Source organism: Pseudomonas syringae group sp. 243L2, assembly GCF_032587875.1.
GTDB lineage: Bacteria > Pseudomonadota > Gammaproteobacteria > Pseudomonadales > Pseudomonadaceae > Aquipseudomonas > Aquipseudomonas amygdali.
Genome location: NZ_JAWHPL010000040.1, coordinates 185,346 through 211,956 on the forward strand (window position 1 = coordinate 185,346; position 26,611 = coordinate 211,956).

Here is a 26,611-nt window from a genome sequence, read left to right on the forward strand (position 1 = left end):
CATTTTATGGATCTGACCCTTTTTGACTTCGAGGCTCGCACCCTCCTGTGGACGAGGCTTTGCACAGACCGCACGCGAACTGCTGCGCCCATTCAGGCTGCAGGCGGTGCCAGTTCGATGGTCCGGCAGTAATCCATAAACAGGCGAGTGGCGCGGGTTGGCTGGTTGTTGCGCAGGTAGGCCATGACCAGCGTGGAGGCGGGCATGTCGTCTTCGATATCGAGCTGCACCAGCAGCTCACCGTCGTAGGTCATGTTGGTTCTGGGGCGTGTGACCAGGACCGAAAACCCCAGACCCTGGCCGACCATGCAGCGCACCATTTCAATCGATGGGGAGCTGTAAGCGACTACGGGTGTGTAGCCCTTTTCCGTGAAGATATTGATGAAGTAGGTCCTGCTGGGCACGGCGTCGAGCAGGATCATCGGTTCGTGGCTCAGCTCCAGCAAGGTCACGGTTTTTTTCTTCGCCAGAGGGTGGGCTGCCGGCAGCAGCGCATAGGGCTTGTGCGGTGCATTCAATTCCTCCTTGTTGATCGTGGTTCCCAGTTCCAGGTCGTACAGAAACGCCAGATCGAAGCGCCCACGGTGCAGCCCGTGCATCAGTTCATGTTGCTCGCCGTCATAGAGCTGAATGGTGACGTCCGGGTATAAGCGCTTGAAACCGGCCACCAGTCTGGGCATGTAAAGCGGGGCGGCCGATTCAAAACAGCCAATGGCGATAGTGCCGGAGACGTGTTTGTTTTCGGCCCGGGAGTTTTGTTCAAGCTCTTCGGAAAGTCGCAGCAACTCTTTGGCTTTCTCATACACTTTCCCGCCACCGGAAGTTAGCGAAACACCTTGAGCGTGGTGACGCACAAACAGCGGCTGATTGAAGGCTTCTTCGAGGTTCTTGATGGCGACGGAGATGGAAGGCTGTGAAATATGCAACTGCCGTGAGGCTTCGGCAATGCTGTCCACTTCGACGGCTGTCACGAAATACTTGAGCTGTTTCAATGTGAAGTGAGCCACGTGATACCTCGTGATGAGCAAATGCTGAACGGCTGCATTTGAATAGCTTTTACCTATGCTTAGCGAGGAGCGTGCCAGCCGCCCGCGCCTTGGCGGATTCACCGGGCGCGCTGCTGGCCATGGTCACTCAGTAACACCCGCAAATAATAGACGCTTGCCAGAAAAGCCCGAAAACCCGGGCTGCGCACCTATTGCGAGCGCTTATCGCTGCCGCTTTATTCAATCGCCCTAAAAGTGTGCAATCAATCCGCTGTGCCACTAAAGCACAACTAACCTGTTTTAACGCAACGCAGCCCTGAAGATGAATACCGGCGTCTCTGCTTAGGATTTTCCTATGCTGCGGGCCAAAACTTACTATTTGTCTGGCAGACCTGGCATCAATCATGATGGTTTCAGAAGGGCAAACGGACAGCGTCCCGTTTCAACTTCAACAGGACGTCGCCCATCACTATTCAATTTGCCGAGCGAGCCGACAATGACGTTTGATTGGAAATACATGTTTGGCCTGTTCAGCGATACGGAATTCTGGATGGCCACCTGGACGGTCATTCAACTCAGTGTATTGACCTGGGTTATCAGTATTGTTCTGGGTTTTGTTCTGGCGCTGGCCAAACAATCATCGTTGCCGCTGATCAACTTGCCGGCCAAAGCCTATATCTGGTTATTTCGCAGTTTGCCGTTACTGGTACTGCTGATCTTTGTCTACAACTTGCCGCAAGCAGTGCCCGCCACTTCTGCGGTACTGGCCAATCCGTTCTGGGCCGGCCTGATTGCCATGGTGATGTGCGAAACAGCCTACGTTGCGGAGATTCATCGCGGCGGCCTGCTGTCTATCGCCAAGGGCCAGACCGAAGCTGCCCGGGCATTGGGCCTGCGTTTCGTCGGTACGCAATGGCGGATCGTGATCCCACAGGCACTGCGTGTGGCGCTGCCGTCGCTGACCAACGAATACATCTCCATCGTCAAACTCAGTTCACTGGTTTCAGTGATCTCGCTGACCGAGATCCTGATGGTCGGTCAGCGCCTGTATTCGCAGAACTTTCTGGTAATGGAAACCATGGCGGCCGTGGCGTTCTATTACGTGCTGATCGTGACCGTATTCGACTTCCTGCTCAAACGCCTGGAACGCTATCTGGACGTCACGCAGCACAAGGTGACCCGCACGCCGGACGCCGAAATGCTTGAGCTGGCCAGCCGCAAATCGGCGGTTGTCGCTCGTCCTGTCATCGATTTCGAAGGGCCGGCACTGCAAGCGACACGACTGCACAAGGCGTACAACGACATCGAAGTGCTTGGTGCGGTCAGCCTGCAGATCAATTCCGGCGAGGTGGTGTCGGTGATCGGCCCATCAGGCTCGGGCAAAACCACGCTGATCCGGCTGCTCAATGGCCTTGAGCAGATCGACAACGGCGACATCAAGATCAACGGCCAGCCATTCATTCACCTGGTTCGCCAGGGCGCGCAAAAGCCGCGTTACGTGGAGAACGCCGCCTACCGCCTGAACATCGGCATGGTGTTTCAGAGCTTCAACCTGTTTCCGCACCTGACGGTGTTGAACAACCTGCTGCTGGCCCCGCGTTATCACCGCCTGGCGCCGGTACCCGAGCTCAAGCAGCAGGCCTACGAATTGCTGAACAAGGTCGGGATGCTGGAGCACGCCTGGAAATACCCACATCAGTTGTCGGGTGGCCAGCAGCAACGTGTCGCCATCGCTCGCGCCCTGATGATGCGCCCGCAAATCATGCTGTTCGACGAACCCACCTCGGCGCTGGACCCGGAGAAGGTCAACGAGGTGTTGCAGGTCATTGAAACGCTGGCCCAGGAAGGCATCACGATGGTCATCGTGACCCATGAAATGAACTTCGCCTTCAAGGTCTCTGACCGCATCGTCTTTATGGAGAAGGGACGCGTGATCTGCGATGACAAACCCCAGGCGCTACGCGACGGCCAGCACCCGCGCGTGGAAGCCTTTCTTAAAGATGTCTCACTGGCCTGAGGCCTTGTTGAAGAGGAGAGGAACATGATCGAGCAATGGCAGATTGACCAGTTTCACGAGCAGGGTTTTCTGGTAGTGGAGGGCGTGCTGGCAGCCGATGAAGTGGCAGCGCTTCAGCAGGACTTCGACCAGTGGGTCGACGACAGCCGCAGTCAGAATCAGGCGTGGGGGCAGACTCAGGACGGGCGTCCGCGCTTCGACATCGAAAGCGATCATCGGCCGGATCACCCGTCGCTGCGCCGCGTGGCTTCGCCCACGGAGATCTCGCCGGCCTACCAGCACGCAGCGTTCCAGTCCCGGATGGCAGCCATCGCGGCGCAGCTGATCGGCGGCAATGGCACCCGTTTTCATCACAGCAAGATCAACTCCAAGCTGCCGCACACCGCGACTCAGGTGAAGTGGCATCAGGACTTCCTCTTCACACCGCACAGCAACGATGACCTGGTTACCGCGTTGCTGATGATCAGCGATGTGACCCCTGAAAACGGCCCGCTGAACGTGGCGCCGGGCAGCCATAAGCAGGCGCTTTGGTCGCATTGGCAGAACGAGCGTTTCACCGGTGCCGTGGAAGATGCGGTGGTTGAACAGCATTGCCAGCAACCGGTCGCCTGCTATGGCCCCTCGGGCTCGGTGTGCTTCATGCACACACGCCTGCTGCATGCTTCAAGCCCCAATGAAACCGAGTTCCCGCGCACGCTGTTCATCAGCGTCTATGCGGCTGAAGACGCATTGCCGTTCGGTGAGAACCCTTTGCCCAGCGAGCATGCCGGGTTGATGGTCGCAGGCCAGGAGAGCGGTCTGGTACGTAGCACCGAGAACCATATCCGCCTGCCGCAGAAACCCAAGGGTGCTTCATTTTTTGTGCAGCAAGCCGGAAAAGACGCCGCCGTTGCCTGATCTCCATGACCCCACGAGGAATACCTATGAAGCTGTCAGCTCTGATTGTTCGTCCCGTAGCCCTGGCTTTGCTGGGCGCGGTGGTTGCCATGTCCTCGTCTGCCGCTTCGGCCTTCCAGCAGCCCGGCAAGATCATCGCCGGCTCGGACATGACGTTCTTCCCCTATGAATACATGGACAAAAACCGTCCAGCCGGTTTCGACATCGAGTTTCTCGACGGTCTGGCGAAGGTCATGGGGCTCAAGGCCGAGAACATCGACACGCGCTTTCCCAATCTGATCGGCGGGCTGCAGGGCGGACGTTTCGACATCACCAACTCGTCGATGTACATCACCGCCGACCGCCTGAAAGTCATCGACATGATTCCTTACCTGAAAAGCGGTGAGGCGATTCTGTCGGTCAAGGGCAGCGCCTATCAGCCCAAGACGCCAGAGGACTTCTGTGGCCACAAGATCGGCTCCATGGCGGCCACTTCCTGGCTGCAACAACTGCAGAAACTCTCGACCGACTACTGCGTGAAAAACGGTCTGCAACCGATTGCCATCAGCGAGTACGGTACCGACCCACAGACCACCCAGGCCATGCTGGCCCATGCCGTCGAAGCGCAGATCACTGACGCAGCCGTCGCACGCGGCGTGGTCGAAAAACTGGGTAGCCGGGTGGTGATTTCTTCCGAAACCCTGATTTACCCGGTGCTCAACGGCTTTGGCGTGAAGAAGGGTAACGATGTGGTCCGCAAGGCCCTGGAAGATGGCCTTGAGAAGTACAGCAAGACCCCGGAATACGCCGCGCTGCTGGAGAAATACAAGTTTCAGGCACCGACAGCCGATGACATCGCCGCCCTGATGCCTAAGCCCTGACAACCAAAGGACGTGCCTGACAGGTTCGGCAGGCACGCTCGACCGGAGAGCAATTAGCATGGCCCTTAATTTCGAAGAGCAGACGCGCATAGACCTGGCCGCGACGTTCCGCATCATCGCCCATCTGGGTATGCATGAAGCGGTCGCCAACCACTTCAGCGCGGCCATTTCGGCGAATGGCAAACAGTTTTTGCTCAACCCGAAGTGGAAACATTTTTCACGCATACGTGCCAGCGATCTGTTGCTGCTCGACGCCGATGATGCCGACGCAGCGCATCGCCCTGATGTCGATGCGACGGCATGGTCCATTCACGGCCAGGTCCACCAGCGTCTGCCCGATGCGCGCGTGGTGCTGCACTTGCACCCGGTCTACACCACAGCCGTGGCGTGCCTGGCCAAGCCGCATATTCCGCCCATCGATCAGAACACTGCGCGCTACTTCAACCGCATCGCGGTGGACGAGCTTTACGGCGGCATGGCCGACACGACTGCCGAGGGCGCTCGACTGGCCGGTTTGCTGGAGGACAAGAGCCGCTTGCTGATGGGCAACCACGGCGTGATCGTCACCGCGCCCACCGTTGGCGAAGCCTTCGATGACATCTGGACCCTGGAGCGCGCCTGCCAGATTCTGGTGACGGCCTGGTCCACCGGCCAGCCGCTCAAGGTGCTGGCGGACGATGTCGCCGAGAAGACCGCTCGTGACTGGCAGAAGATTACGGATTTCTCTCATCAGCACTTCGAGGAAATGAAACTGCTGATGATTCAGGCTGACCCCTCTTTGGTCGACTGATCGCCCCTGCTACTGACTGGATGCGCGTCTGCGGATGGCGTAGGGATTTTTGCGCCCGCGCATCGACGTTTCAACACTTTTCATTACGTCCAACAGGTCGTAAGCCACCTGTCGAGGGATGCCGAGATGACAGAAAAAATCATAGAAATCGATACGCTCGTCGTAGGTGCAGGGCAGGCCGGAGTGGCCACCAGCGAACACCTGAGCCGTCTTGGCATCGAGCACCTGGTGCTTGAAAAACACCGCGTTGCCGAGGCGTGGCGCAGTGGCCGCTGGGACTCGCTGGTAGCCAATGGTCCGGCCTGGCATGACCGGTTTCCCGGCCTTGAATTCGCCATGGATCAGGACGGGTTCGCGGGCAAGGAGCAAGTGGCCGAGTACTTCGAGCGCTATGCCCGCAAATTCAATGCGCCGATCAAGACCGGCGTCGAGGTCAAGCGCGTTACCCGCAATACCGGGCGTGCAGGCTTTACCGTCGAAACCAGTGCCGGCACCTATGTGGTCAATCATCTGGTCTCGGCGACAGGGCCGTTCCAGAAGCCGGTCATCCCGCCGATTGCGCCGGTTAACGAGGCGCTTCATCAGATCCACTCGGCGCACTATTTCAATCCGCAACAACTGCCCGAGGGCGGCATACTGGTGGTCGGCGCTGGTTCCTCGGGTGTGCAAATCGCCGAGGAGCTGCTGCTCTCGGGTCGCAAAGTGTACTTGTCGGTCGGCCCTCACGACCGTCCGCCGCGCGCCTATCGCGGCCGGGACTTCTGCTGGTGGATGGGTGTGCTGGGGTTGTGGGACAGCGAAACCATGCAGCCCGGCAAGGAGCACGTGACCATCGCGGTCAGTGGTGCAAGGGGCGGCTACACGGTCGACTTCCGCCGGCTGGCTCAGGCCGGAATGAACCTCGTGGGCCTGACCGAAAGCTTCGTCGGCAACAAGGTGCACTTCCAGAATGATCTGGTGAGCAACCTCGACAGTGGCGACGCGAACTACCTGTCGCTGCTCGATGCCGCTGATGCCTACGCTGCACGCAACGGCCTGGACCTGCCGCTGGAGCCGTCGGCCCGTGAACGGGTGGCGGATGCGCCATGCATCACCCATCCGCTCAGCGAGCTGGACCTGATCGAGTCAGGCGTCACGTCGATCATCTGGGCCACCGGCTATGCCCTGGATTACAGCTGGCTGCAGGTCGATGCCTTCGACAGCAAAGGCAAACCTCGTCACCAGCGTGGCGTGTCCTGCGAGCAAGGCCTGTACTTCGTCGGCCTGCCATGGTTGTCACGCCGCGGCTCCGCGTTTATCTGGGGCGTATGGCACGACGCCAGACACGTCGCCGATCAGATCGCCACGCAGCACAAATACCGTTCCTATGACGCCGGCAAACGTACGGCCCCCGTCGTGCCGTTGCGCAACGTCAATGGTTGATCATCGCGCTCAATGCCCACAGGAGTTACCCATGACTACGCCGACTCATACTCGTATCCGCATGTTCAACACCAAGGACACCTACCCCAATCAAAGCCTGAACAACGACCTGTGTCAGGCGGTGCGCGCGGGCAATACCGTGTACGTCAGGGGCCAGGTCGGCACCGATTTCGACGGCAATCTGGTCGGCCTCGGTGACCCCGCGGCACAGGCGCAGCAGGCGATGAAAAACGTTAAGCAATTGCTCGAAGAGGCGGGCAGTGACCTGTCGCACATCGTCAAGACCACCACTTACATCACCGACCCGCGCTACCGCGAGCCGGTCTATCACGAAGTGGGCAAGTGGCTGAAAGGCGTGTTCCCGATCTCCACCGGGCTGGTGGTGTCGGCGCTGGGGCAGCCGCAATGGTTGATGGAAATCGACGTGATCGCCGTGATCCCTGAATAAGGACTGTTGCCCATGACTTTTTCCATTGCCGCCCGCTGTGCCAAAACCGGCCAGCTGGGCATTGCCATCAGCTCGTCGAGCATTGCCGTAGGCGCGCGTTGCCCCTGGCTGCGTGCGGGTGTCGGCGCGGTGTCGTCGCAGAACATCACACTGCCGGCCCTGGGACCGCAAACGCTGGACCTGATGGAGCAGGGCATGTCTGCTTCTCAATCGCTGGACCAGGTCATGAATGCCAGCCCGTTCAGTGAGTATCGGCAGATCACGGCGATTGATCATCAGGGGCGAGTCGCGCATTTCAGCGGCAGCGAAACACTGGGCATCAACAACGCGGGCAGCGGCGATCAGTGCGTGGCGGCTGGCAACATGCTCGCGGGCCAGGCCGTCATCGACGCGATGATTCAGTCCTTCGAGCAGGCAACCGGGCACCTGGCAGAGCGTTTGTTACAGGCGATGCAGGCCGGTCTGGCAGCAGGCGGCGAAGCAGGGCCGGTCCATTCGGCGGCGCTGAAAGTCGTGGGCGAGCAGTCCTGGCCCATCGTCGACCTGCGCGTGGACTGGGCCGAGCACGACCCGCTAGGCGAGCTGAAAAGTCTTTGGCAGGCCTACCAGCCGCAAATGCAGGATTACCTCGACCGCGCCCTGAACCCGGCTGGCGCACCAGGCTACGGCGTGCCGGGAGACGAGCGATGAGCTCCAGCCGCGAGCTGTTGGCGCGGCTGGTGGCCTTCGACACCACCAGTCGCGAATCGAATCTGGCCCTGATCGACTTTGTGGGTGAATACCTCGAGCGCTTCGGCGTCTCCTGCGAGTTGATCTACAACGCGCAGAAAACCAAGGCCAATCTGTTCGCCACCATCGGCCCGGCTGACGTGCCAGGCATCGTGTTGTCCGGCCACACTGACGTAGTGCCGGTTGACGGCCAGCCATGGACGTTTCCGCCGTTCGAACTGAGCGAAGCGGATGGCAAACTCTACGGCCGTGGCACTGCGGACATGAAAGGCTACATTGCCTGCGTGCTGGCGCTGGTTCCGGCGCTGACCCAGGCATCTCTGCACATGCCGGTGCATATCGCGCTGTCCTACGACGAGGAAGTGGGTTGCCTGGGCGTACGCTCGTTACTGGCATCGCTGCGGTCGCGGCCGGTGAAGCCGATGCTATGCGTGATTGGCGAACCCACGGAGCTGAAGCCGGTACTCGGCCACAAAGGCAAGGTCGCGATGCGCTGCGATGTACAGGGTGCCGCCTGCCACTCGGCCCACGCGCCCAGCGGCGTTAACGCCATTGAATATGCGGCGCAGTTGATCGGCGAACTGGTTCGCCTGGGCGAGGCGTTACGGGTGGCTGATGCCCTTGACGAGCGCTTTGATCCGCCGTTTTCGACCATTCAGACCGGCGTGATCAGCGGCGGCACGGCGTTGAACATCGTGCCCGAACAGTGCCGTTTCGATTTCGAAGTGCGTGCGCTCCCCACCCTGGACCCGCAGCAGATCGTCACTGCCATGCACGCCTACGCCGCGCAAAAACTGTTGCCGGCCATGCAGGCGGTCAGTGCCCGGAGCGAGATTCGCTTCACTGAATTGTCGAGCTATCCGGGACTGGATATTCCCCTGCACAGCCAGGCTGCGGAATTGATTGCCGGTTTTTGCGGCTCCCGGGCGTTCGGCACGGTTGCCTTCGGAACCGAAGGCGGGTTGTTCGACCAGTCAGGCATTCCGGCAGTGGTCTGCGGGCCGGGCAGCATGGAGCAGGGGCACAAGCCGGACGAATTCATCAGCGTCGAGCAACTTGACGCCTGTGACGAGATGCTCAAACGTGTACTGGCGTTCGCGTCGCAGCCATGAATCGCCCCTGATTTCAGTGATACAGTTGCGCGCCGAAATACGCTAACGACTCGGCGCGCCAGTCATGGACTGGCCACTCTTCCCGGCTATTCGAACGTTCTATGGATGGAAGCATGACTGACAAACTTCCCCTTACTCGCTGGTCCCTGGCCGCAACTCTATTGCTGTGTGTTGGCACGTCGGTTTTCGCTCAGGACTCGGCACTGCATTCCGGCAAATACGAGCAGTTGATGCTGGCCGTAACGCCCGAGCATCAGGTCGAGGGTTATTACTTGGAGACGCGCGGCGAGGCATTCAGCTGTGCGTTCTATCTGCAAGGCAAGGTCGAGGCCGGGAAGGGCGCAGCGGTGTCGTCCTGGCTTGATGACGTCTACCCAGGAACACTGAAGGCCTCGGCTGATGGCGTGGTTCTAACGATAGAGCAAGGCCGGCAGCACCCTGGCTGCATGAACGTGTTGGTACCGGACATCGCCACCGGCATGGATCTGACCCGGACCGCCAGCAAACAGTGGGTAGGTCTGGTGACCGTCACCGCGGACAAGGCCTGGCTGCAGAAAACGCCGAATGCCAAGGCCACCCGAGGCGCTTATATCGTCAAGGATGACGTAGTCGGGGTTCTGGCATTCAAGAATGGCGCGGCCCAGGTCGAGTTCATCAATGCGGATGATCGTTCGTTCACTGGATGGATCAGTCAGGACCAATATGCGCGTTTGGCCGCGCCCGGACGCTGATTGCAGACAGCACCAGACACGTTGGCGAACTTGGCCCACTCCCGATTAAGTGGGTTGCAAAGGCGGCTACCACGTCCAGGCTTTTTCGGTGAACTCAGTTGTTGGGGATAATACGGTGTGGAGGAAGTTCAGGTACCTATTTAACAATACCTCGTTCTGAAAACGGGTCTCCAAGCCGAGCGTGATGTCGGTGCGGTGCGTGATGATGAGGCGTTTGTGTAAAACTATAACTAATGGATTACTACTTAAGATTAGATACCCATTGCAGTAAAAAGCTAATTTATATAACAAAAAAACACATGGCGCCTGAACGCAATCGGGCTGTGCCACCTTATACTGAGTCAAGGTGCAAGCCTCAAGTGGAGGCACCATCGATCAAAGGATTTGAATTGATGAAAATAGTGGGTCGTGGAGCCGTTTTCCTTGCTCTGTTGATGTTCAGTAATTGGGGCGTTGGGGCTGAAGTCTGTGTCTCGGTTGGCAATCACAAAGTCAGCATCGATAAAGAATATTTTGCCTTCCCGCCATCGCTGAAGGGTGTCGATTATTGGGGTAGGAACGTCTCAAAAATAAAAAAGGACCTTACATGCGAAGACCAAGCGTCTGAGGTCACCGTTCATTTTAAGTGGCCAACGATGATGCCTGCTGGAGGAGCAAGCTATTTTTCGAACCCGTCCGCTCGTGACAGAATATCATTGACCATTAGAGCGATGGATACAGCACCGACCGACATGGGGTACCTGAAAGACATTTACACCTCATCGGCAACTCAGGTGCAAAAAGACAGTGTTCAATACGATTCAAAAAAATCGCTTTTTGGCTACAGAGGTACACACGGCGTAGAGAAAAGGCCCTATTCATACTTTTGGGCGAACGACGAGCAAGGTCGCCCTTGGTTTTTTATGATGTGCAGACCTTCTCCCAGTGGTGAATTAAGTAGCTGCGACGGTGAGTATTACCGTGAGAGCATGAAAGCACTCATGATATTGTCGATTCCAGGTAGCTGCCTGGATGATTGGAAGAAAATACTGGAACAGGCCAATTCGTTTGTTGAGTCCCACGTAAGATATTAATATCAAGGATATGATGATATGCCTACAGCCTCAATGCCTGTAGTGATCAAAAATTGAGCAGGTTTGCTATTGGCGACCGAAGCGAGTATTTCCCAAGATCTAAATGCGGTCACCACTTTGGTTGAGCGTAACCGGGCGTGGAGGATGACGTAGACAATAAAGAACAACACTATTGCGCCAATACCAAACCACCAGGCAGGTATAGGTTTGTCGAAAGCGTGGGCGAGAATACTAGAAGTAGCTGTATTGGCAGGTGTCAAAATTTACCTGTGGTCCGACCTTCATCCCTGACTGAAACGTTCCAGTCAAACTCCTTGAAGACAGCAAAGTTATTGATTTTTGTCTGTTAATAACTCGCTTTTAAATCGCGCTCAAGGAGAGCAACGACCGGGTGCGCAGTGCCATTCTCAATTCCGGGCTGGATTTTCCGGCGCAAAGTATCACGCTCAGCCTTGCCCAAGAATGGCGGGTGGTTCGATCTGGCGATTGCGCTGGGTTTGCTGGCCGCCAGCGATGAAAGCGTTTCGAACGGTTGCGCTGGAACCGGAAGCGATCGCACGGGCGCTTGTTTATGCGATCGAGCAGCCGGATGGGGCGGATGTGAGCGAGATTGTGGTGCGGCTTACGGGGCGTGCTTATTGAGGGGCAGACCTGACTAAGGTGAGCGGAGCAAAGTTGAGGGCGGTGTCGTGATGGGCTGTTCAAGTTTGATCTCGACCAACCTGGCATTGTCTCGTTCGATCGTCTTGGTTTTGATCGGCTCTTTTGCGAACCCTTGCTGATGGTAGAAATCGATGGCAGGGGCATTGCTCTCCAGCACCCAGACTACAAGTCTGGTGCGGCCAGCGGATTGAAAGAGAGGCATCACATGGTCGAGCAGCTCTCGCCCAATACCCTGGCGTGTGTGCATTGGGCTGACATAGATGGCCTGTATTTCCGCGACGCAGCGGTCTTCGGGATGTTCCCTGTCAGCCCCCGTGGCTACCCAGCCCAAGACTCGATCTAACCTATCGACTTTAACGTACAGGCCAGATTCGCCCGAAGCGATCACCTTGGTCCAGTGGGACAGCCTTGCCTCAAGCGTTATCCGATTGATATAGGCAGAGGGAATGATGCCCTCATAGGCACTTCTCCATGACTCCAGATGAATCGTCGCTATTTGCAGCGAGTCCTCGGGAAGGGCAAGGCGGATGCTCATATCAATGCTCCTGCTCGGTGTGTTTGAGCATTTAAAGCAATGTTCATGGCATTTCTACACATCCAAAATATAGAGCCGTCTTCCTTGCCCCACTCACACCCTGTATCCATTCCCCCCTCACCCCCATCCCACAAATAAAGCACGATACCCGCCCATCGCTCATATCAAGGAATGATCCATGTCGCTGGCTATCGTCCATAGTCGTGCCCAGGTCGGGGTGGAAGCCCCGGCGGTTACTGTTGAAGCGCATCTGGCCAACGGCCTGCCGGCCCTGACGCTGGTGGGGTTGCCGGAGGGGGCGGTCAAGGAGAGCAAGGACCGGGTGCGCAGTGCCATTCTCAATTCCGGGCTGGATTTTCCGGCGCGGCGGATCACGCTCAACCTTGCGCCGGCTGATTTGCCCAAGGATGGCGGGCGGTTCGATCTGGCGATTGCGCTGGGTTTGCTGGCCGCCAGCGGGCAGGTGCCGCTGGTTGCGTTGCAGGATGTCGAGTGTCTGGGCGAGTTGGCGTTATCGGGGGCGATTCGGCCGATTCAGGGTGTGCTGCCTGCTGCGCTGGCGGCACGTGCAGCGGAGCGGACGCTGATCATTCCGGCGGTGAACGCCGAAGAAGCCTGTCTGGCGTCGGGGCTGCGGGTGATTGCGGTGAGTCACTTGCTGGAGCTGGTCGCGCATTTCAACGGGCGCACGGTGATTGCGCCGTATCAGTCCAGCGGCCTGCTGCATCAGCCCAAGCCGTATCCGGACCTTAGCGAAGTGCAGGGCCAGACCGCCGCGAAGCGTGCGTTGGTGATTGCCGCTGCGGGTGCGCACAACCTGCTGTTCAGTGGGCCACCCGGCACCGGCAAGACGCTGCTCGCCAGCCGCCTGCCGGGTTTGTTGCCGCCGCTGGACGAGCACGAAGCGCTGGAGGTGGCGGCGATTCAGTCGGTCGCCAGTCAGGTGCCGCTGACCAGTTGGCCGCAGCGGCCGTTTCGCCAGCCACATCACTCGGCGTCCGGGCCTGCATTGGTGGGCGGTGGCAGTCGTCCGCAACCTGGCGAGATCACGTTGGCGCATCACGGCGTTTTATTTCTTGATGAACTGCCGGAGTTCGATCGCCGCGTGCTGGAGGTTTTACGCGAACCACTGGAGTCCGGGCATATCGTGATTTCCCGTGCTCGGGATCGCGTGCGCTTTCCGGCGCGGTTCCAACTGGTGGCAGCGATGAACCCGTGTCCCTGTGGATATCTTGGTGAGCCGACCGGGCGCTGCCGTTGCTCCACCGAGCAGGTGCAGCGATATCGCAACAAGCTGTCCGGCCCGCTGCTGGACCGGATTGATCTGCACCTGACCGTTGCCCGCGAAGCCACAGCCCTCAACCCCGACCCGACCACCAGTGAGAACACTGCAAGCGCGGCAGCGGTGGTTGCGCAGGCCAGAGAACGGCAGCAACGTCGTCAGGGCTGTGCCAATGCCTTTCTCGACCTACCGGGGCTGCGCGAGCACTGCGCGCTGTCCAGTGTCGATGAACGCTGGCTGGAGACGGCCTGCGAGCGCCTGACTCTCTCATTACGTTCGGCGCATCGCCTGCTGAAAGTGGCACGGACGTTGGCGGATCTGGAGCAAGTGGACGCGATCAGCCGCAGTCATCTGGCCGAGGCGTTGCAATATCGGCCTTCGAATAATTGACTCGGCAGAATGTAAGTCCACCATGGATAAACAACAGGGGCGCACTCGCTTCTGTGTGGGTCAACCCGACGCGCTCATCACCATTTTTTTATACGCGGTAGCCAATAACTCGACCCATGGATTTTTCTTGTAGATGACGTCATCAATACAACTGACCTCTGTGATCTCCATAGCGGTACCGCACAGAAAGGCACCGTCAAACTGGTTCAGCTCCAAGCTTGAAATATCCCGCTGCACAACTTGCAAGTTCAGTAACTGAGACAGCTCGTCGATGACAACCTGGCGCGTTATTCCCGCCAATGCCATGTCAGTGGTCGGCGTGATGAGTAGGTTTTCTTTCACAAAAAAGACGTTCGAGCCGCTGGACTCACAGACCGTGTCCATCGTAGAAAGAAACAGCACGTCGTCGAAACACTCGCCCTTGTCACGAAAACTCAAAAAACTGAGCGCATAGGTAGATGAGGTTTTTGCTTGGTAGGGATGACAAGCAGCAGGGGCTCGACGCCAATTGGCTATCGTCAGCCGGTAAGGTGTGGTCGCGGATTTGGGGGCGAATGGAAGGACAAATATTACCACTTTGCTGCGACAGTTTCGGCCCATAAAACTGACGTCGACATCGTCATAGAACACGACGATTTTAATGTAAGCGTCTATAAGTTCATTTCGTCTCAGTAGTTCATGACAGGCTTCCGCCAGCATGGCGTTGCTGTAATTAACTTCGTGTTTGAATACCTGCGCTGACCGTTGCAGACGTTGCAAGTGCTCCTCGCATTTGAAAATGCTTGAGCCGTAACTGCGCATACCCTCGTAAACTGATGACGCATAAGAAAGCGAGTGAGTGACGGGTGAAAAAGATACTTTGTCTATCTCGAGGTACTGGCCGTCCAGCCACGCGATTGTCGTCGTCATGATCCGTTCTCGGGTTAATTATTGAGGTGTTATGACAGTGCAGAGGAATCAGCGGCTGACGACTTCACGTGCAGTCAATGCGTTGTAGAACTCGCCCTTGATCAAACCTTCGCCTTCGTAGCTATTAGGGCGACCCCCTTGAAGCTGGAGTTCCTTGATGATGGACTCGTAATCATCCACCGGGATAATCCTGAAATCCATGCTCACACGCGTTACATTCTCCGAGTTCTCTGCCGTCCCGTGCAGTACACGTGGATCAAACATCAGGCACTGGCCGTAGCGAAGGTTGGTCGGCATGGCATCCATCCTGAGGTCCGATATGAACTGCGGACGTTGCTTTGCATAATCGAAGAAATCGATTCGACTGTCCTTATATTCGTCGTAGCTATAACTCTGCTCATGGGCGAACGTTTTTAGAGCGCGCAGACTGGCACGCTTCGAGCAAACGCTGAGTGCTGCGGTATTTTTAACGTCGCAGAACGGTAACCATATATTGATTTGCTGGAAATAGTCGCCCAGTAAGGTATCCGAGTGGTGAGTAAACAATTCGCCGTCCGGTAGTCTGTAACGGTCATCCAGTGTCGTGGGAATGTGGTAGCGCACCAGCGGGTTATGTTCGAACACAAAGTCGAAACCCAGACGCTGACTGAGCCCATTCACAAAGGTGTAGTATTCATTGATCATTGGCTCACCCAGCGTTTGTAACGGGTCATACCAGTGGCCAGACTCTTTTCGGTGGCGTTGGATTTCTTCGTGTTCGAGGCATTCGTGAATCTTGTCCAGCGGGAAGTTAGCCCTGAGCTTATAGCGGCCGACGAGCGTTTTTTGAAGTGTACCAGCCAAATCGAAGGTCGATGTCGAGTAGTCCATAATCGAGATACCATTCTCTATTATGTGCTGGCTATCAAGTTGCCGATTGAGATCAAAGAAAGACACGAAAATTCCTTATTAACCGTATGCTCTGACTGAAAATGCATGCATTTGTTTTTGCCGATTCGTTCTGACAGGAATCAGCCAGTTGTCCAGGTCGACTACCCGGTTGGCACCCATTCGTTTTTTCATATCGATGGCGCCGCGGCCAAGACAGCTTGTCTTGAATCCAAGCTCATCAGCCACTTTATAAAGTTGATAGTAATCGCTGACGTATAAGTTGAGCCCGGGGGGTACCTGGCTGCGGTCTTGACCTTGCACCAGCTGAGAGAAAACGCCCTGTTGCTGATCAGCGTAGCTTAGGGAACCGTAGACAGCGACATTATTCAATTTTTCATAATTCATTTTTATATAGTATTTTGGACCTTCAGTTGAGCGTGCCAGTGCCTGCAGTGTTTCAAGAGCGTACAGGTTCCTCACGTGCTGGTATTTGTCCACGTTTAACGACTGCAGTGTTGAAAACGCTTCCAATACTTGATTGTTTTCAACCAGTTCGTCCAAGCGATAGAGTCGCGTATGGCACAGTTCTTCAGTCCTTCGGGTAAGGCGTACCATCTCCTTGTATGCTTTTCTGCCCATGGCAGTCAGCAAACAAGCGTCAAGTTCTCCTTCAACATGCAGATAGGCAACCTGCATGAAGGGAACCACTATTATGTCTGTTTCATATTGCTGGCGCAGCGAGTGATCGGTTTTCTTCAGGGAGGGAACCAACAGCCAGTCGGCTGTATGTGCCTGACGTATCAATTGCTTCAGGAACGGTGGGTCCGGCTGCGCAGTAACAGGCATATAAAAGAAGCCGGGTGCGACATAGGCCTGCTCTTCATGCAGGATACCGTCTTGCTCCGCAAGCCCTTTGAGCATTGACTCCCAGTGGGCAATACCGCTCAAGGGCAGCTGTGGGTTAGAGACGCCATAACTGATGCAAAACGCCTTCCGCTGCGCAGGCAACTCCATACTTACGATCCTTGTATAACAATGTGTGAGAATAGGCTTATATCGTTTTTTCAACCAATCGCTTTTCAGAGTTGAAGGTGAAGTTTCTGTTTCCCAGCGCAGAAAGCTCAGCGTTATGAGTAATGATGAAAAACAAGGTTTTTGGCAGGGCTGCCATCAACTTCCTGATGAGCTGAAGTTCTTCGACGCTGTCCAGCTCGGAGGTGGCCTCGTCGAGGATGGCGATGGACGGTGCATTGATGGTCAAATCAAGCAGCGCAAGTCGTTGAAGCTCTGACTTGCTTAGGTTAACGTCACCACTCCAGGCAACCTCTTGATTGAAGCCCTCCGGCAGGCGCTCGATAATGCTCGAGAGGCCCAGATAAGAGGCCTGCTGATAAAGTTCTTCCTGAGACGTGCTATTGAAATGTTCAAACAGCGGTCCCGGCTTGAATATCGGGCTGGAGGTCAATAACTGAACGTCTTCGGCATGTGGCCGTGTCAGATACCCGATAGTGCCACCCAGCGTCGATACCTGACCTTGACTTGGCAGCAGGCTGCCCACTACCAGACTGGCGAAGGTTGATTTACCGACACCGCTTGCCCCCATGATCACCACGACATCATTCTCGTGAAACGCATGGTCGAAATCTTCTAGCACCGTTATTCCGCTGTGAGGGTTAACGAATGTGACGTTTGAAAACGATACCAATGGCGCACCATTTTGAACGTATTGGCATCTCGGCGCTGCCGTTGGCAAGAGGCCAGCCACGACCAGGCGATCGGCACTGTCGAGGACTTGTCGCAACTCCACCACGCACCTTCCCAAGCGCGCGAAAATCGCAATCAGGCTGTATGAAAGACTCACAGCCAGAACGTTCGCCATCGTGGCTACGCCGATGGCGTGAAAGTAAAGGGTTGATGCCACGATGCCGGAAAGAAAGAAAACACCCATCAAATCCAGTTTGTAGCTATACCAACGACGCATCGCAGCATTATCCAGAGAAGCAAACGCTCGAGCGGCCAGGTTGCCGCTCAACCAGTTCAGGATGCTGGAGTTTCTGGCCATGTTTTCAAATCGACCGCCGTCCCAACTCAGTGCTTGAATGCGTGTGAACAATAGGGCGGTGGTGTCGATTTCCCGAGTGTTGGATTTTTTTAGTAACTCGCCGGAGCGTCGTGCTCCCCGCCAATAACACAGGCTGATGAAAACAAACGGAAACAGTACGTAAATGTTATTCAGCACAACATACCCTGCCGTGACCGACAGCAAGGTTGCCGCGCCGATGGTTTCCAGCAACAGAACGGGCAATACTTCATCGACGCGCCGCTGATCCCATGTCAGCTTGTTTTGGCTGTCGTGATTGATTTTCTGGGTCAGACGCTCATCAAGGCCCGGGTTCATTAAATAAGAAAGGTATCGATTACAGTGTGCAGACGCCGCCTCAATACATTTCTTCGCCGTGACCAACGCCCCGGAAATCGACAGCAAAGCACTCACTAGCAAAACGCCGGCCAGCCCGAGCAAAGATGCATTCAGATGCGTACCCAGATAACCGCTAGCGATCAGGTAGTCGCCTGCAATAGTGAGCACTTCTTTGAGTGCCATCAGGGTGAATGCGACCAACGTGATGGCGCCCGTGCCGAACGCTATCAGGCTGCTGGTGATTGATCTGGAAACCCGCTCAGGCTGTTCTGTCGAATCATTTTTACTGTGTACTGCCTTTGGCGGCGAGGACGCAGAGAAAGAGCTTGCCACCGGTGAAGCGAGAGGTCGCGAAGAAGCGCAAGCGTGGTGAGTTTTTATGTCGATAATCCTACCGCCAGAAACAGTCCAGATTTCTTCGGCAGTGTCTCTTTCCTCCGGCTTATCCGTGACGAACATTACGTTTGTATCACGCCATGGGCCATCCAGCAGTGTTCTCAACAATCCCGCAGCCAGCGCGTCATCCAGCCCTGAGGTCGGTTGGTCGATGTAGATCCAGTCTGTGCGTGCCACTAGGGCGCGGACCAGTTCTATTCGTTTTCCCTGGCCTCTGGAAACGTCCCATTGCTTGATTGCGCCGCAATCCCGCTCTCTGATGTAGTCGAGATAAAAGTCCCCGGGCAGGCGTGCGAGCGCAATCGCCTCCTGTACCTCTTCGTCTGAAAATTCACGCCGATAGATACTCAGATTTTCGCCAAGACCGCCAGCGAATATCCACGGTTCGTCCGGAATGAAAATCGCCTGATCGTCAGCCCCGGGAAAGCGTTGCGCACAGTTTCTCAGCATAGATGTCTTGCCACTGCCTGCGGCGCCGACAATGGCAATATGCTTTGCCTTCGTGGAGGGCGGTATTGATGTTGCGCAAGGGGGGTTAACGGGCTCAGGGGCGTCAAGGTATTGCTCGATATGACGGTGGCCTACAAAGCCTTGGGAAATACTTTGCACAATGTCTGGAATATTATTGGCGACTGACTTCAGTCCCCCAATCAACGCGATGGCGGCCAGCACCCCTGGTGTATCGACTTGGCCCAGATAGATTAGTTGTAGCAGCGCCGAGCTTAACAGTGCGGTAATCGGCGTCATGGTCGAGATCAGACTAATGGCCGCGACCAGGCGAGCAGCTTTTTTCAAGGAGCCCTCTTCGAGGTTTCGTTTGGCGGCGTAGTCACGGATCAGTTCGGCATTCCAGTTCTTCAGCCAAGCTTGACGCCGATTTTTCGTTGCGAATACCCCCACCTCTATGCGCTGAGTCGCACTCAACGATAACTGTTCATAGGTTGCGCCCAGTCGTTGAGCAACCCAGAACACGATCATTGAACTGCCAGCGATGACCGCAAGGGCAGCCACCGCACTAGCGCCCAGAGCAAGAAAGAAAAAAGCGGAGGTGAAAAGCACCGTTGCCAGCGCAAGCGCTATCGTAATCAATCCTGACCATGAGGATTCGACACGCGCGGCCTCTCGGTCGAGCAACGTTGTCAGGCTGAGCGCAAAGATGCCGTTTTGCGCAACAGTCCTTTTGATTAATACCCTTTGTTCCACATAGGAGCGACTGCCTACGCCGACTAGCTCAGCCAGAAAGAAAGTGTGGTTGAGCGCCAGCCAGGCACAGTAAATCAGCAGAAGACAGGTGGTGCCTTGGGTAATATTCGAGAGCACGGACGAGTCAGCCCGCATCAGTTGGATCAGCAATGATTTCAAGGTGACTGCGGCACCAAAAGCCGCCGCAGTATGCACCCCGATTGCAACCAGCGCTAACATGACATCCCGTTTGAGGGCTGCAAAAATCTCGATATGAAGCCGTCTGTTTCCGGCTCTACTTGCATCATCGATCGCGGCCTTGCACCAGCGTTGCCAGCGGTAGGCGTGGACCAAATGCGCTCCTCGAGCGCCTTCAGGCGTACGGAAGCAAAGGACGGTTTTCAAGACTTCTGCAATCTTCATAGGAATCAGTTATATACCGGCACAGATTGAAGATCCGTGACGGTCTCACGTCCCAGTGAGTCTTGACAGGCAATATCGGCAAATCGATCGCAAAGCAGTGTGATCATCTCCCAGCCTTCACTTAACGCTACGCGTAAATCCTCGACTTCTCTTGGCGACGCGTCGTTCAGCAGCGCTATGCCCATACTGACGTGATGACCATCATCTTCGCCATGTTCCTGAAAGTGCGGCATGCCAGCGAATACCCGAGCGGCTTCGCTGTGGAAAATTTCACCGCTGCCTTCCAGTACGACGTGCATCAAGAGCGTCTTGACCATATCGCTTTTATAAAGCATCTGGTGCCTGAACCATTCCATAGTGGAATGAAAGGCTGCATCCGAAACCGGGGAAGGGTTGGTGTTGCGCTGAAGACGCAGGTTATTGTTATGACCCAGCTCTTCTATCAAGTGCTCAAGAGCAATTTTTTTGTGAGCCTGATCAAGCGTCATCGCCACTCGGATATGCAGCAAATCCTGAAACATATCTGACCAGGTCTGCAGGCAGTCGAGGAGTTTTTCGCGCACTTGCGGTTGATCAATGGATGGCGAATTGATGAGCGACAACAGCCGACTATTCTTGAAGCTATCCAGGTAAGCCTGATTGTCTCGTAACAGCACATCGGCAGGCTTCGCGGTATCGGATTCCTGTGATTTGAAGACGACGCTCGGTCGCGACGTGTCTTCGTACAGGGCCTTGCCATTGAACTGAATGGAAAGTGCCCAAAAACCATTTTGGGTGCCTTTGAAGCCATGCAGGGCATGAGGTGGCACTAAAACCATGTCACCCGCTTCTATCGCACGCTCGGTCGCCCCCAACGTTTCCCCCGAACCATCACAAATCAGTATCAGGCTTGCTTCGGGATGCTGATGAACCGACAGTTCCTGATCCTTTTCGAGCCGGACCCAACTGATAGCAAGCTCACTGTTGGACGGGATGAATTCAGCCAGCGCAGGGTGCTGGGAGAATATCTTCACAACGCCTAAATCGTGCAAGGCGCCATCAACCACTACGCTGTTGAGGGTCTCGATATCGTTACGAGAGATGACTTCCATATCTGCTATTCCTTTGCGTAATAAACTTAGTTGGCGGAACTCAGTGTGTTGAGACGTTCGATGGCGGCATAGAACTTTTCCCGGTCATGACTAGCGATGACCACCATGCCGACCTTGTCATCATTGGTGTGCGATCTGTTCAATGGCGGATTGGCTTCGCCCATGATCAACCTGATGATATCCACTTCCTGTAAAACATCATTAAGAAGTGCAGTGTCCAGCGGCTCATAAAAAAGATGAGAGCCCGCGAACGTGTAACGGGCCGGCTGTTCGAAACTGTTTTTATCCACCGCACAGCTATGGAACTGCAAAGTCTCCCTGAACAGGTCAACGCCTGTAGTCAGTTCAACCAGCAAGCCAATATAATCGCCGCCGACCCGGTTATTGACCTCTATGAGATGAAACTGTCCATCCGCGATGGTCACCTCAATATGGCAGGGGCCGTGTGTATGATTGAGGGCAGTCAACAACCGCTCGCAATAGCCAGCTAACTGCTCGAACACCGCGGCCTCCAGATTATCTGGCGAGATGATGTGCTGCTCTTCCGCCAGGGAGGTCTTGTACAGTCGCTTGTTGGTGACGGCAAGAACACGATGTTGTGAGTCGATGGTCAACGTTTCGACACTGACCTCTCGACCGTTCAGAAACTCCTCCCCCAACATAACGAAATTTTCCTGAGAAAACCCCTCCAGCGTGCTCTGCAAAGACGTGGCATCTTTGATGATGAATACGTTTTCGCTCCCGGAGCCTGTGGGGTCTTTCAGGACAATCGGGCCATTGCGGGAATTGAAAAAATGCTCAACGTCAGCGCGTGTTCTGCAGATTGCGCTATGGACCGCAAACTCTGTATTTTCCAGCCTGGTGCGCATCAGCGCCTTGTTTATGCAGACTTCGCATGCGTCAAAGTCCATGCCGGGAATAGCATAATGCTGGCTCGCTCGTGCCGCTGCCAGCAGTCCGTCTTCGGTGAACGAAAAAATGAAATCGACTGTCTGCTTTTTAAGGATTTCATCGATTTTGCCGAGTACGATGGCCTCGGAGAAATCGCTGACAAGATGAATTTTGTCTGTGAGTGCGGTGAGGTTAGGACCTACCGAGTCCGGCAATTGCAGCACGGTAAAGTCAAAACCCAAGCCATCATAATGCATAAAAGTTTCATCATGGCCACCGATCATTACGACAGTCTTCATACACTACCTTTCATGGTCGAACCGACCAATAAATTAACGCATAGGGAATAACGCATTGGGCCTCTGCCGTGGTTTATACGCGGCGGTATTGATATTTTTTCAATACCGGTTGCCGTACGTTTCTGCGACAGAAACGTAGCGTGCACGACCGTACAAATAGCAGAACGCTATGCGGTAGAGAGTTTGTATAGTGAGTAGATTTCAGTCAGTCGAAAATCAACCCGCCCCGGTGGCGGAATGATAATAATCGTTGAAAGAGAGACGCACAGAGCCCGACAGTATAAGAGATACTTTCGAGGGCCACTTGAATTGAGGGGAGTGCAAATGAGAACGCAGGGTATAAAGCATGCTATTCCTTTAGATATTTATAATTATTTGCGCTTTCCATACGCGCCATCTATGGTTTCATTGTTCAGTTTGAATGTCAACGCTGTCTGCCAACTGAATGGGCTATCCCTCGGCAAGTATAGAAATGGGCTAATGACAATCGATGCGCCGGGCCTGCGATCCTCGGCGGGCCTTTTACACCCGTCAGAAGTGTAATCAGAATCAACCGCGAGATCAGTCATCTGGCCGAGGCGTTGCAGTATCGGCCCTCAACTAATTGACCGCCCAAACGCAAAAACTCGCCGTCAACGATCAAGTCGACGGCGAGTTTTGGGACAGCTAAAGAAGCTTACATGCTGCTATAGAACGGGAAGATCCCCATCAGCAGCGCGGCAACCAGGATGCACAGGCACACCAGAATCGCCCATTTCAGGGTGAAGCGCTGATGGTCGCCGAACTCGATACCGGCCAGGGCAACCAGCAGGTAGGTCGATGGCACCAGCGGGCTGAGCAAGTGGACCGGCTGACCGACGATGGAGGCGCGGGCCATTTCAACCGGGCTGATGCCGTAGTGGGCAGCGGCTTCGGAGAGCACTGGCAGTACGCCGTAGTAGAACGCGTCGTTGGACATGAAGAAGGTGAACGGCATGCTCACCAGCGCGGTGATCACGGCGAGGTACGGGCCGAGCGCATCCGGGATCACTGCCAGCAGGCTTTTCGACATGGCGTCGACCATACCGGTGCCAGACAGAATGCCGGTAAAGATACCTGCGGCGAAGATCAGGCCGACCACTGCCAAAACACTACCTGCGTGGGCTGATACGCGGTCCTTCTGGTCCTGCAGGTTCGGGTAGTTGATGATCATCGCGATACTGAACGCGATCATGAACAGTACCGGCAGCGGCAGCAGGCCCATGATCAGGGCAACCATCAGTGCGAAGGTCAGCGCGCCGTTGAACCAGATCAGCTTTGGACGACGTGCATCCGGGAATTGCGAGACGCTGATTTCGCTGTGATCGACTTCATCACCCTTAAGGTGCAGTTCACCCAGACGAGCGCGTTCGCGTTTGCCGTAGAAGTAGGCAATTGCCAGGATCGCAACCACGCCAGCCAGCATTGCCGGGATCATCGGTACGAAAATGTCGGATGCATCGACATGCAGGGCACTGGCCGCACGAGCGGTCGGGCCACCCCACGGGGTCATGTTCATCACGCCACCCGCCAGAATGATCAGGCCGGCCATGATGCGCGGGCTCATGCCGACGCGGCTGTACAGCGGCAGCATGGCGGCGACGCAGATCATGTAGGTGGTCGCGCCGTCACCGTCGAGGGACACCACCAGCGCCAGCACGGCGGTGCCGACCGAAATGCGCATCGGGTCGCCCTTGACCATTTTCAGGATCTTGCGCACGGCCGGGTCGAACAGGCCGGAGTCGATCATCAGCGCAAAATAAAGGATGGCGAACATCAGCATCACGCCGGTCGGCGCCAGCTTGGTGATACCTGCCAGCATCATCGGGCCGATCTGGGCCGCGAAGCCACCGAACAGGGCGAAGATGATTGGAACCAGAATCAGGGCGATCAGCGCAGTCAGGCGCTTGCTCATGATCAGGTACATGAACGCAATAACCATGGCAAAGCCAAGGAAAGTCAGCATGGGAATACTCCAGACGTAATACGGCTACAGAACGTGAAATGAACGAGTCAGCTCAGCAGATCGGTACGTGGAGTGGAGGCGCAAGGAGGGTGTGGAACGAGAAGTCAGCAAGCATCGGAATCACCATTATTGTTGTTAATTGGGCCTGAAACACGTTGGAATCCGTTCCTGGCTAGCCGGTCTTTTTGCCGGAAGTGAGGCGATGCTAATTGGCCAAGCTTTCACCGACCTTTCAATCAGCTATTGTGGAAATTTTATTGTCACACGGATTATGGGCATGAAGGAGAAGCATGGATGAGCGAGATACACTCGGGTGGCTGCCATTGCGGCGGGCTGCGTTACCTGTTCGATGCGCCGTTGCGGGACATCGCTCACTGTCATTGCTCCATCTGTCGACGCACCTCGGGTGCAACGGTTGTAACCTGGATAAGTGTGCCGCTGGCTTCGTTCACGTGGCTGACAGGCAGCCCCTGTGCGTATGACTCCTCACCCAGCTGCGTACGCTATTTCTGCGGCAAGTGCGGCGCTCACCTGGCGTTGTTCACGCGCAACAGCCCGGACGAGATCGACGTCACCATTGCGACACTTGACCAACCGGAGCTGGCAACGCCCGCACGACACATCTGGATAGAGAACCGGCTTCCCTGGCTACGCCTGGATGAGCACCTGCCAGGGGTAGAGGGCGAGCCTTTCTGAGGTTTGAGGAGATAAATAGTGCCTGAGCCAGAGCCTTAGGCACTGTTCGCACATTACATCAGCGCATTACTTGCTGAACTGCGAAGCCAGTTCGCGCAGAAGTACCTCGGCCTCCAGCACTTTTTTCACTGACTCGTTGGCTTTTTCGCGACTCAGGCCCAGACGTTCGAACAACTCGTCAGGAATCTCCTGCTCTGGCCCGGCACCGATGCCGTTCACCCGCAACAGACGTACGGCCAGATAAACCAGGTTGGCGTAGACGTGATGTTCGCCCTTGTAGTGCGGGTCGTGCTGGAAGCGCAGCGCGATGGCGAGTTCATCCGGCATGTCCCAATAGCGCATCAGCCAGGCACCGATCTGCTCGCGGCTGATACCCAGCAAATGCTGTTCAATAAAACTGTGGTGCAGGTGCGGGTTAACTTCCAGCTGGCGGCAAATCAGGGTGAAGTGTGGCGGAAACACATGGGCCAGCAGCAGGTAGCCGAAGTTGTGCAGCAAACCGGCGAGGTAGCTCAGGCCAGCTTCCGGGCGACTGGCGCGGGGAATGGCGCGGGTCAGGCCTTCGATCACTGCAGCGGTGTAGATCGATTGCTGCCAATACGGCGTGGTCTGTTGCGGCTGGTCCTTGGGCAGACTCAGGGTTTTGCCCAGAGCGAGGCCCAGTGCCAGGTTGATCACCAGATCAAAGCCCAGCACGCGGACGATTGCATCTTCTACCGAGCGGATCTTGCCGGTCGACGCGTAATAGGGCGATGCCGCCCAGCTCACGACCTGTGCCGCCAGCGCAGGGTCGGTTTCGACTACGCCGGTGATGTCATCGATGGTCGCATCGGGGTCGACCCGCAGCTTGATGATTTTCTGTGCAGTTCCGGCCAGTGGTGGTATTTCCAGGGTCGCTTCCAGACGCTGCTGGATGCGACGCGCCGTGAAAACATGCATGGCCTGGGTGATTTCTGCCGGATCGTCGTCAGGACGATCCAGGTTCGGACGAATGGCTGCGACCGACTGGCCGAAGTGCGCGGCGCTGGCCTTGCTCAGCATGCCTTTGAAGTCGTCACTGCTGATTTCCAGCAACAGGCCCTTTTCGCCCGAGCCCACCAGCAGTGTCGGCTCTTGCAGCAGGCGATCATCGTAAAGGCACGGTGAGCTGGTCAGTGCCGGGAGCCCCGGCAGCACTTGCAGGTTGTGCTTGGTGAGCATGCGCTGCAAACGATCATGCGGCACAGCGGTCAACTGGCGCCCGGTCAGCTCGGTGATTCGGCTGAGGTCGAGCAACTGGCTCTGCGGGAACAGGATAAGCAGCGCACCGACAGCGTCCTCGACCAGCACAGCCTGAACCTTGCGCGCCGGGGGCAAGCTTTTGTTGTCCATGACTTCGTTGTAGCTGATAGCCAATTTTTCAAGCAACTGCCGGATTACCGACGGCGCATGCTGCGGATCATTGACGTGGGCGACTTCTGTCATGAGCTATGTCCAAATTCCTACATTTTTTGAAGTATAACCACGTTATTCGTTT

The 26,611-nt window shown here is 56.0% G+C and carries 22 protein-coding genes and 3 pseudogenes; 14 read left to right on the top strand and 11 right to left on the bottom strand.

The genetic code is table 11. The features are described 5' to 3' along the window. Nucleotides 1–92: 92 nt before the first annotated feature. Complete coding sequence (locus RYB66_RS23925) at nt 93–1,007, bottom strand: LysR family transcriptional regulator (protein ID WP_316895658.1); 915 nt, start codon at nt 1,005–1,007, stop codon at nt 93–95. A 475-nt stretch (nt 1,008–1,482) separates the two neighbouring features. On the opposite strand from RYB66_RS23925, the gene RYB66_RS23930 reads away from it, so the two are divergent. The 9 genes from RYB66_RS23930 (at nt 1,483) to RYB66_RS23970 (ending at nt 9,992) form a co-directional block, all read left to right on the top strand. Then, nucleotides 1,483–3,003, top strand: coding sequence for an amino acid ABC transporter permease/ATP-binding protein (locus RYB66_RS23930; RefSeq protein WP_003435000.1), 1,521 nt, complete (start codon nt 1,483–1,485; stop codon nt 3,001–3,003). 24 nt (nt 3,004–3,027) lie between these two features. Then, entirely contained in the window at nt 3,028–3,900 is an 873-nt protein-coding gene (locus tag RYB66_RS23935; protein ID WP_044295729.1) for a phytanoyl-CoA dioxygenase family protein, read from the top strand. A gap of 26 nt (nt 3,901–3,926) precedes the next feature. After that, nucleotides 3,927–4,760 (top strand): transporter substrate-binding domain-containing protein, encoded by an 834-nt coding sequence (locus RYB66_RS23940; protein ID WP_057405246.1) that lies wholly within the window; start codon nt 3,927–3,929, stop codon nt 4,758–4,760. 58 nt (nt 4,761–4,818) lie between these two features. Then, on the top strand, nt 4,819–5,550 hold the full coding sequence (locus RYB66_RS23945) for a class II aldolase and adducin N-terminal domain-containing protein (protein WP_316895661.1): 732 nt from the start codon (nt 4,819–4,821) through the stop codon (nt 5,548–5,550). Between the two features lie 126 nt (nt 5,551–5,676). Continuing rightward, the gene (locus RYB66_RS23950; RefSeq protein WP_316895664.1) at nt 5,677–6,972 is read left to right on the top strand and encodes an NAD(P)/FAD-dependent oxidoreductase; all 1,296 of its coding nucleotides are present in this window, start codon (nt 5,677–5,679) and stop codon (nt 6,970–6,972) included. A gap of 31 nt (nt 6,973–7,003) precedes the next feature. Next, nucleotides 7,004–7,420, top strand: a complete 417-nt coding sequence (locus tag RYB66_RS23955) for a RidA family protein (RefSeq protein WP_003408344.1) — start codon at nt 7,004–7,006, stop codon at nt 7,418–7,420. Between the two features lie 12 nt (nt 7,421–7,432). Further along, nucleotides 7,433–8,110 (top strand): DUF1028 domain-containing protein, encoded by a 678-nt coding sequence (locus tag RYB66_RS23960; RefSeq protein WP_316895666.1) that lies wholly within the window; start codon nt 7,433–7,435, stop codon nt 8,108–8,110. Then, complete coding sequence (gene argE / locus RYB66_RS23965; RefSeq protein ID WP_316895667.1) at nt 8,107–9,261, top strand: acetylornithine deacetylase; 1,155 nt, start codon at nt 8,107–8,109, stop codon at nt 9,259–9,261. Before RYB66_RS23960 ends, argE begins: the two co-directional genes overlap by 4 nt. A 113-nt stretch (nt 9,262–9,374) precedes the next feature. Then, nucleotides 9,375–9,992 carry a hypothetical protein gene (locus RYB66_RS23970; protein ID WP_316895669.1) on the top strand — a complete coding sequence of 206 codons (618 nt, stop codon included), beginning with the start codon at nt 9,375–9,377 and terminating at the stop codon, nt 9,990–9,992. A 66-nt stretch (nt 9,993–10,058) separates the two neighbouring features. On the opposite strand, the pseudogene RYB66_RS23975 reads toward RYB66_RS23970, so the two are convergent. Further along, nucleotides 10,059–10,223 (bottom strand): annotated as a pseudogene (locus RYB66_RS23975) (permease); the annotation flags it as partial. Nucleotides 10,224–10,384: 161 nt separating this feature from the next. On the opposite strand from RYB66_RS23975, the gene RYB66_RS23980 reads away from it, so the two are divergent. From RYB66_RS23980 to RYB66_RS23990, 3 genes and pseudogenes are all read left to right on the top strand, one after another. After that, nucleotides 10,385–11,065, top strand: a complete 681-nt coding sequence (locus tag RYB66_RS23980) for a hypothetical protein (RefSeq protein ID WP_057404317.1) — start codon at nt 10,385–10,387, stop codon at nt 11,063–11,065. A 367-nt stretch (nt 11,066–11,432) separates the two neighbouring features. After that, a pseudogene (locus tag RYB66_RS23985) lies at nt 11,433–11,583 on the top strand (magnesium chelatase domain-containing protein); the annotation flags it as partial. After that, nucleotides 11,576–11,707: pseudogene (locus RYB66_RS23990) on the top strand (oxidoreductase); the annotation flags it as partial. The pseudogenes RYB66_RS23985 and RYB66_RS23990, both read left to right, overlap by 8 nt. 13 nt (nt 11,708–11,720) lie before the next feature. On the opposite strand, the gene RYB66_RS23995 reads toward RYB66_RS23990, so the two are convergent. Beyond that, nucleotides 11,721–12,263 (bottom strand): GNAT family N-acetyltransferase, encoded by a 543-nt coding sequence (locus tag RYB66_RS23995; protein WP_057404318.1) that lies wholly within the window; start codon nt 12,261–12,263, stop codon nt 11,721–11,723. 178 nt (nt 12,264–12,441) lie between these two features. On the opposite strand from RYB66_RS23995, the gene RYB66_RS24000 reads away from it, so the two are divergent. Next, a complete protein-coding gene (locus RYB66_RS24000) occupies nt 12,442–13,935 on the top strand; it encodes a YifB family Mg chelatase-like AAA ATPase (RefSeq protein ID WP_316886652.1) in 1,494 nt (497 codons plus the stop codon). A gap of 60 nt (nt 13,936–13,995) precedes the next feature. On the opposite strand, the gene RYB66_RS24005 is transcribed toward RYB66_RS24000, so the two are convergent. The 7 genes from RYB66_RS24005 to RYB66_RS24035 form a co-directional block, all read right to left on the bottom strand. Further along, nucleotides 13,996–14,844 carry an aminotransferase class IV gene (locus RYB66_RS24005; protein ID WP_316895673.1) on the bottom strand — a complete coding sequence of 283 codons (849 nt, stop codon included), beginning with the start codon at nt 14,842–14,844 and terminating at the stop codon, nt 13,996–13,998. Between the two features lie 48 nt (nt 14,845–14,892). Then, nucleotides 14,893–15,780, bottom strand: a complete 888-nt coding sequence (locus tag RYB66_RS24010) for a hypothetical protein (RefSeq protein ID WP_005778484.1) — start codon at nt 15,778–15,780, stop codon at nt 14,893–14,895. A 12-nt stretch (nt 15,781–15,792) separates the two neighbouring features. Continuing rightward, entirely contained in the window at nt 15,793–16,728 is a 936-nt protein-coding gene (locus RYB66_RS24015) for a hypothetical protein (protein ID WP_316895674.1), read from the bottom strand. A gap of 37 nt (nt 16,729–16,765) precedes the next feature. Further along, nucleotides 16,766–20,134: an ATP-binding cassette domain-containing protein gene (locus RYB66_RS24020; RefSeq protein WP_316895676.1), complete on the bottom strand. Its 3,369-nt coding sequence runs from the start codon at nt 20,132–20,134 to the stop codon at nt 16,766–16,768. A gap of 5 nt (nt 20,135–20,139) precedes the next feature. Further along, the gene (locus tag RYB66_RS24025) at nt 20,140–21,225 is read right to left on the bottom strand and encodes a cupin domain-containing protein (RefSeq protein ID WP_005744863.1); all 1,086 of its coding nucleotides are present in this window, start codon (nt 21,223–21,225) and stop codon (nt 20,140–20,142) included. A gap of 26 nt (nt 21,226–21,251) precedes the next feature. Then, complete coding sequence (locus RYB66_RS24030; RefSeq protein WP_316895678.1) at nt 21,252–22,415, bottom strand: acetyl-CoA carboxylase biotin carboxylase subunit family protein; 1,164 nt, start codon at nt 22,413–22,415, stop codon at nt 21,252–21,254. A gap of 676 nt (nt 22,416–23,091) precedes the next feature. Then, nucleotides 23,092–24,399, bottom strand: coding sequence for a CitMHS family transporter (locus RYB66_RS24035; protein WP_002551489.1), 1,308 nt, complete (start codon nt 24,397–24,399; stop codon nt 23,092–23,094). Nucleotides 24,400–24,693: 294 nt separating this feature from the next. Here RYB66_RS24035 and RYB66_RS24040 point away from each other — a divergent pair, with 294 nt between their 5' ends. Continuing rightward, entirely contained in the window at nt 24,694–25,095 is a 402-nt protein-coding gene (locus tag RYB66_RS24040) for a GFA family protein (RefSeq protein ID WP_005744858.1), read from the top strand. A 66-nt stretch (nt 25,096–25,161) separates the two neighbouring features. On the opposite strand, the gene RYB66_RS24045 is transcribed toward RYB66_RS24040, so the two are convergent. Further along, nucleotides 25,162–26,559: an aminoacyl-tRNA deacylase and HDOD domain-containing protein gene (locus tag RYB66_RS24045; RefSeq protein WP_002551491.1), complete on the bottom strand. Its 1,398-nt coding sequence runs from the start codon at nt 26,557–26,559 to the stop codon at nt 25,162–25,164. Nucleotides 26,560–26,611 lie beyond the last annotated feature (52 nt).

Excerpts from the sequence above, each read along its gene's own strand:
- RYB66_RS23930 (WP_003435000.1), top strand. The coding sequence starts at position 1,483 with ATGACGTTTGATTGGAAATACATGTTTGGCCTGTTCAGCGATACGGAA.
- RYB66_RS23935 (WP_044295729.1), top strand. The coding sequence starts at position 3,028 with ATGATCGAGCAATGGCAGATTGACCAGTTTCACGAGCAGGGTTTTCTG.
- RYB66_RS23940 (WP_057405246.1), top strand. The coding sequence starts at position 3,927 with ATGAAGCTGTCAGCTCTGATTGTTCGTCCCGTAGCCCTGGCTTTGCTG.
- RYB66_RS23945 (WP_316895661.1), top strand. The coding sequence starts at position 4,819 with ATGGCCCTTAATTTCGAAGAGCAGACGCGCATAGACCTGGCCGCGACG.
- RYB66_RS23950 (WP_316895664.1), top strand. The coding sequence starts at position 5,677 with ATGACAGAAAAAATCATAGAAATCGATACGCTCGTCGTAGGTGCAGGG.
- RYB66_RS23955 (WP_003408344.1), top strand. The coding sequence starts at position 7,004 with ATGACTACGCCGACTCATACTCGTATCCGCATGTTCAACACCAAGGAC.
- RYB66_RS23960 (WP_316895666.1), top strand. The coding sequence starts at position 7,433 with ATGACTTTTTCCATTGCCGCCCGCTGTGCCAAAACCGGCCAGCTGGGC.
- argE (WP_316895667.1), top strand. The coding sequence starts at position 8,107 with ATGAGCTCCAGCCGCGAGCTGTTGGCGCGGCTGGTGGCCTTCGACACC.
- RYB66_RS23970 (WP_316895669.1), top strand. The coding sequence starts at position 9,375 with ATGACTGACAAACTTCCCCTTACTCGCTGGTCCCTGGCCGCAACTCTA.
- RYB66_RS23980 (WP_057404317.1), top strand. The coding sequence starts at position 10,385 with ATGAAAATAGTGGGTCGTGGAGCCGTTTTCCTTGCTCTGTTGATGTTC.
- RYB66_RS23995 (WP_057404318.1), bottom strand. The coding sequence starts at position 12,263 with ATGAGCATCCGCCTTGCCCTTCCCGAGGACTCGCTGCAAATAGCGACG.
- RYB66_RS24000 (WP_316886652.1), top strand. The coding sequence starts at position 12,442 with ATGTCGCTGGCTATCGTCCATAGTCGTGCCCAGGTCGGGGTGGAAGCC.
- RYB66_RS24005 (WP_316895673.1), bottom strand. The coding sequence starts at position 14,844 with ATGACGACGACAATCGCGTGGCTGGACGGCCAGTACCTCGAGATAGAC.
- RYB66_RS24015 (WP_316895674.1), bottom strand. The coding sequence starts at position 16,728 with ATGGAGTTGCCTGCGCAGCGGAAGGCGTTTTGCATCAGTTATGGCGTC.
- RYB66_RS24020 (WP_316895676.1), bottom strand. The coding sequence starts at position 20,134 with ATGAAGATTGCAGAAGTCTTGAAAACCGTCCTTTGCTTCCGTACGCCT.
- RYB66_RS24025 (WP_005744863.1), bottom strand. The coding sequence starts at position 21,225 with ATGGAAGTCATCTCTCGTAACGATATCGAGACCCTCAACAGCGTAGTG.
- RYB66_RS24030 (WP_316895678.1), bottom strand. The coding sequence starts at position 22,415 with ATGAAGACTGTCGTAATGATCGGTGGCCATGATGAAACTTTTATGCAT.
- RYB66_RS24035 (WP_002551489.1), bottom strand. The coding sequence starts at position 24,399 with ATGCTGACTTTCCTTGGCTTTGCCATGGTTATTGCGTTCATGTACCTG.
- RYB66_RS24040 (WP_005744858.1), top strand. The coding sequence starts at position 24,694 with ATGAGCGAGATACACTCGGGTGGCTGCCATTGCGGCGGGCTGCGTTAC.
- RYB66_RS24045 (WP_002551491.1), bottom strand. The coding sequence starts at position 26,559 with ATGACAGAAGTCGCCCACGTCAATGATCCGCAGCATGCGCCGTCGGTA.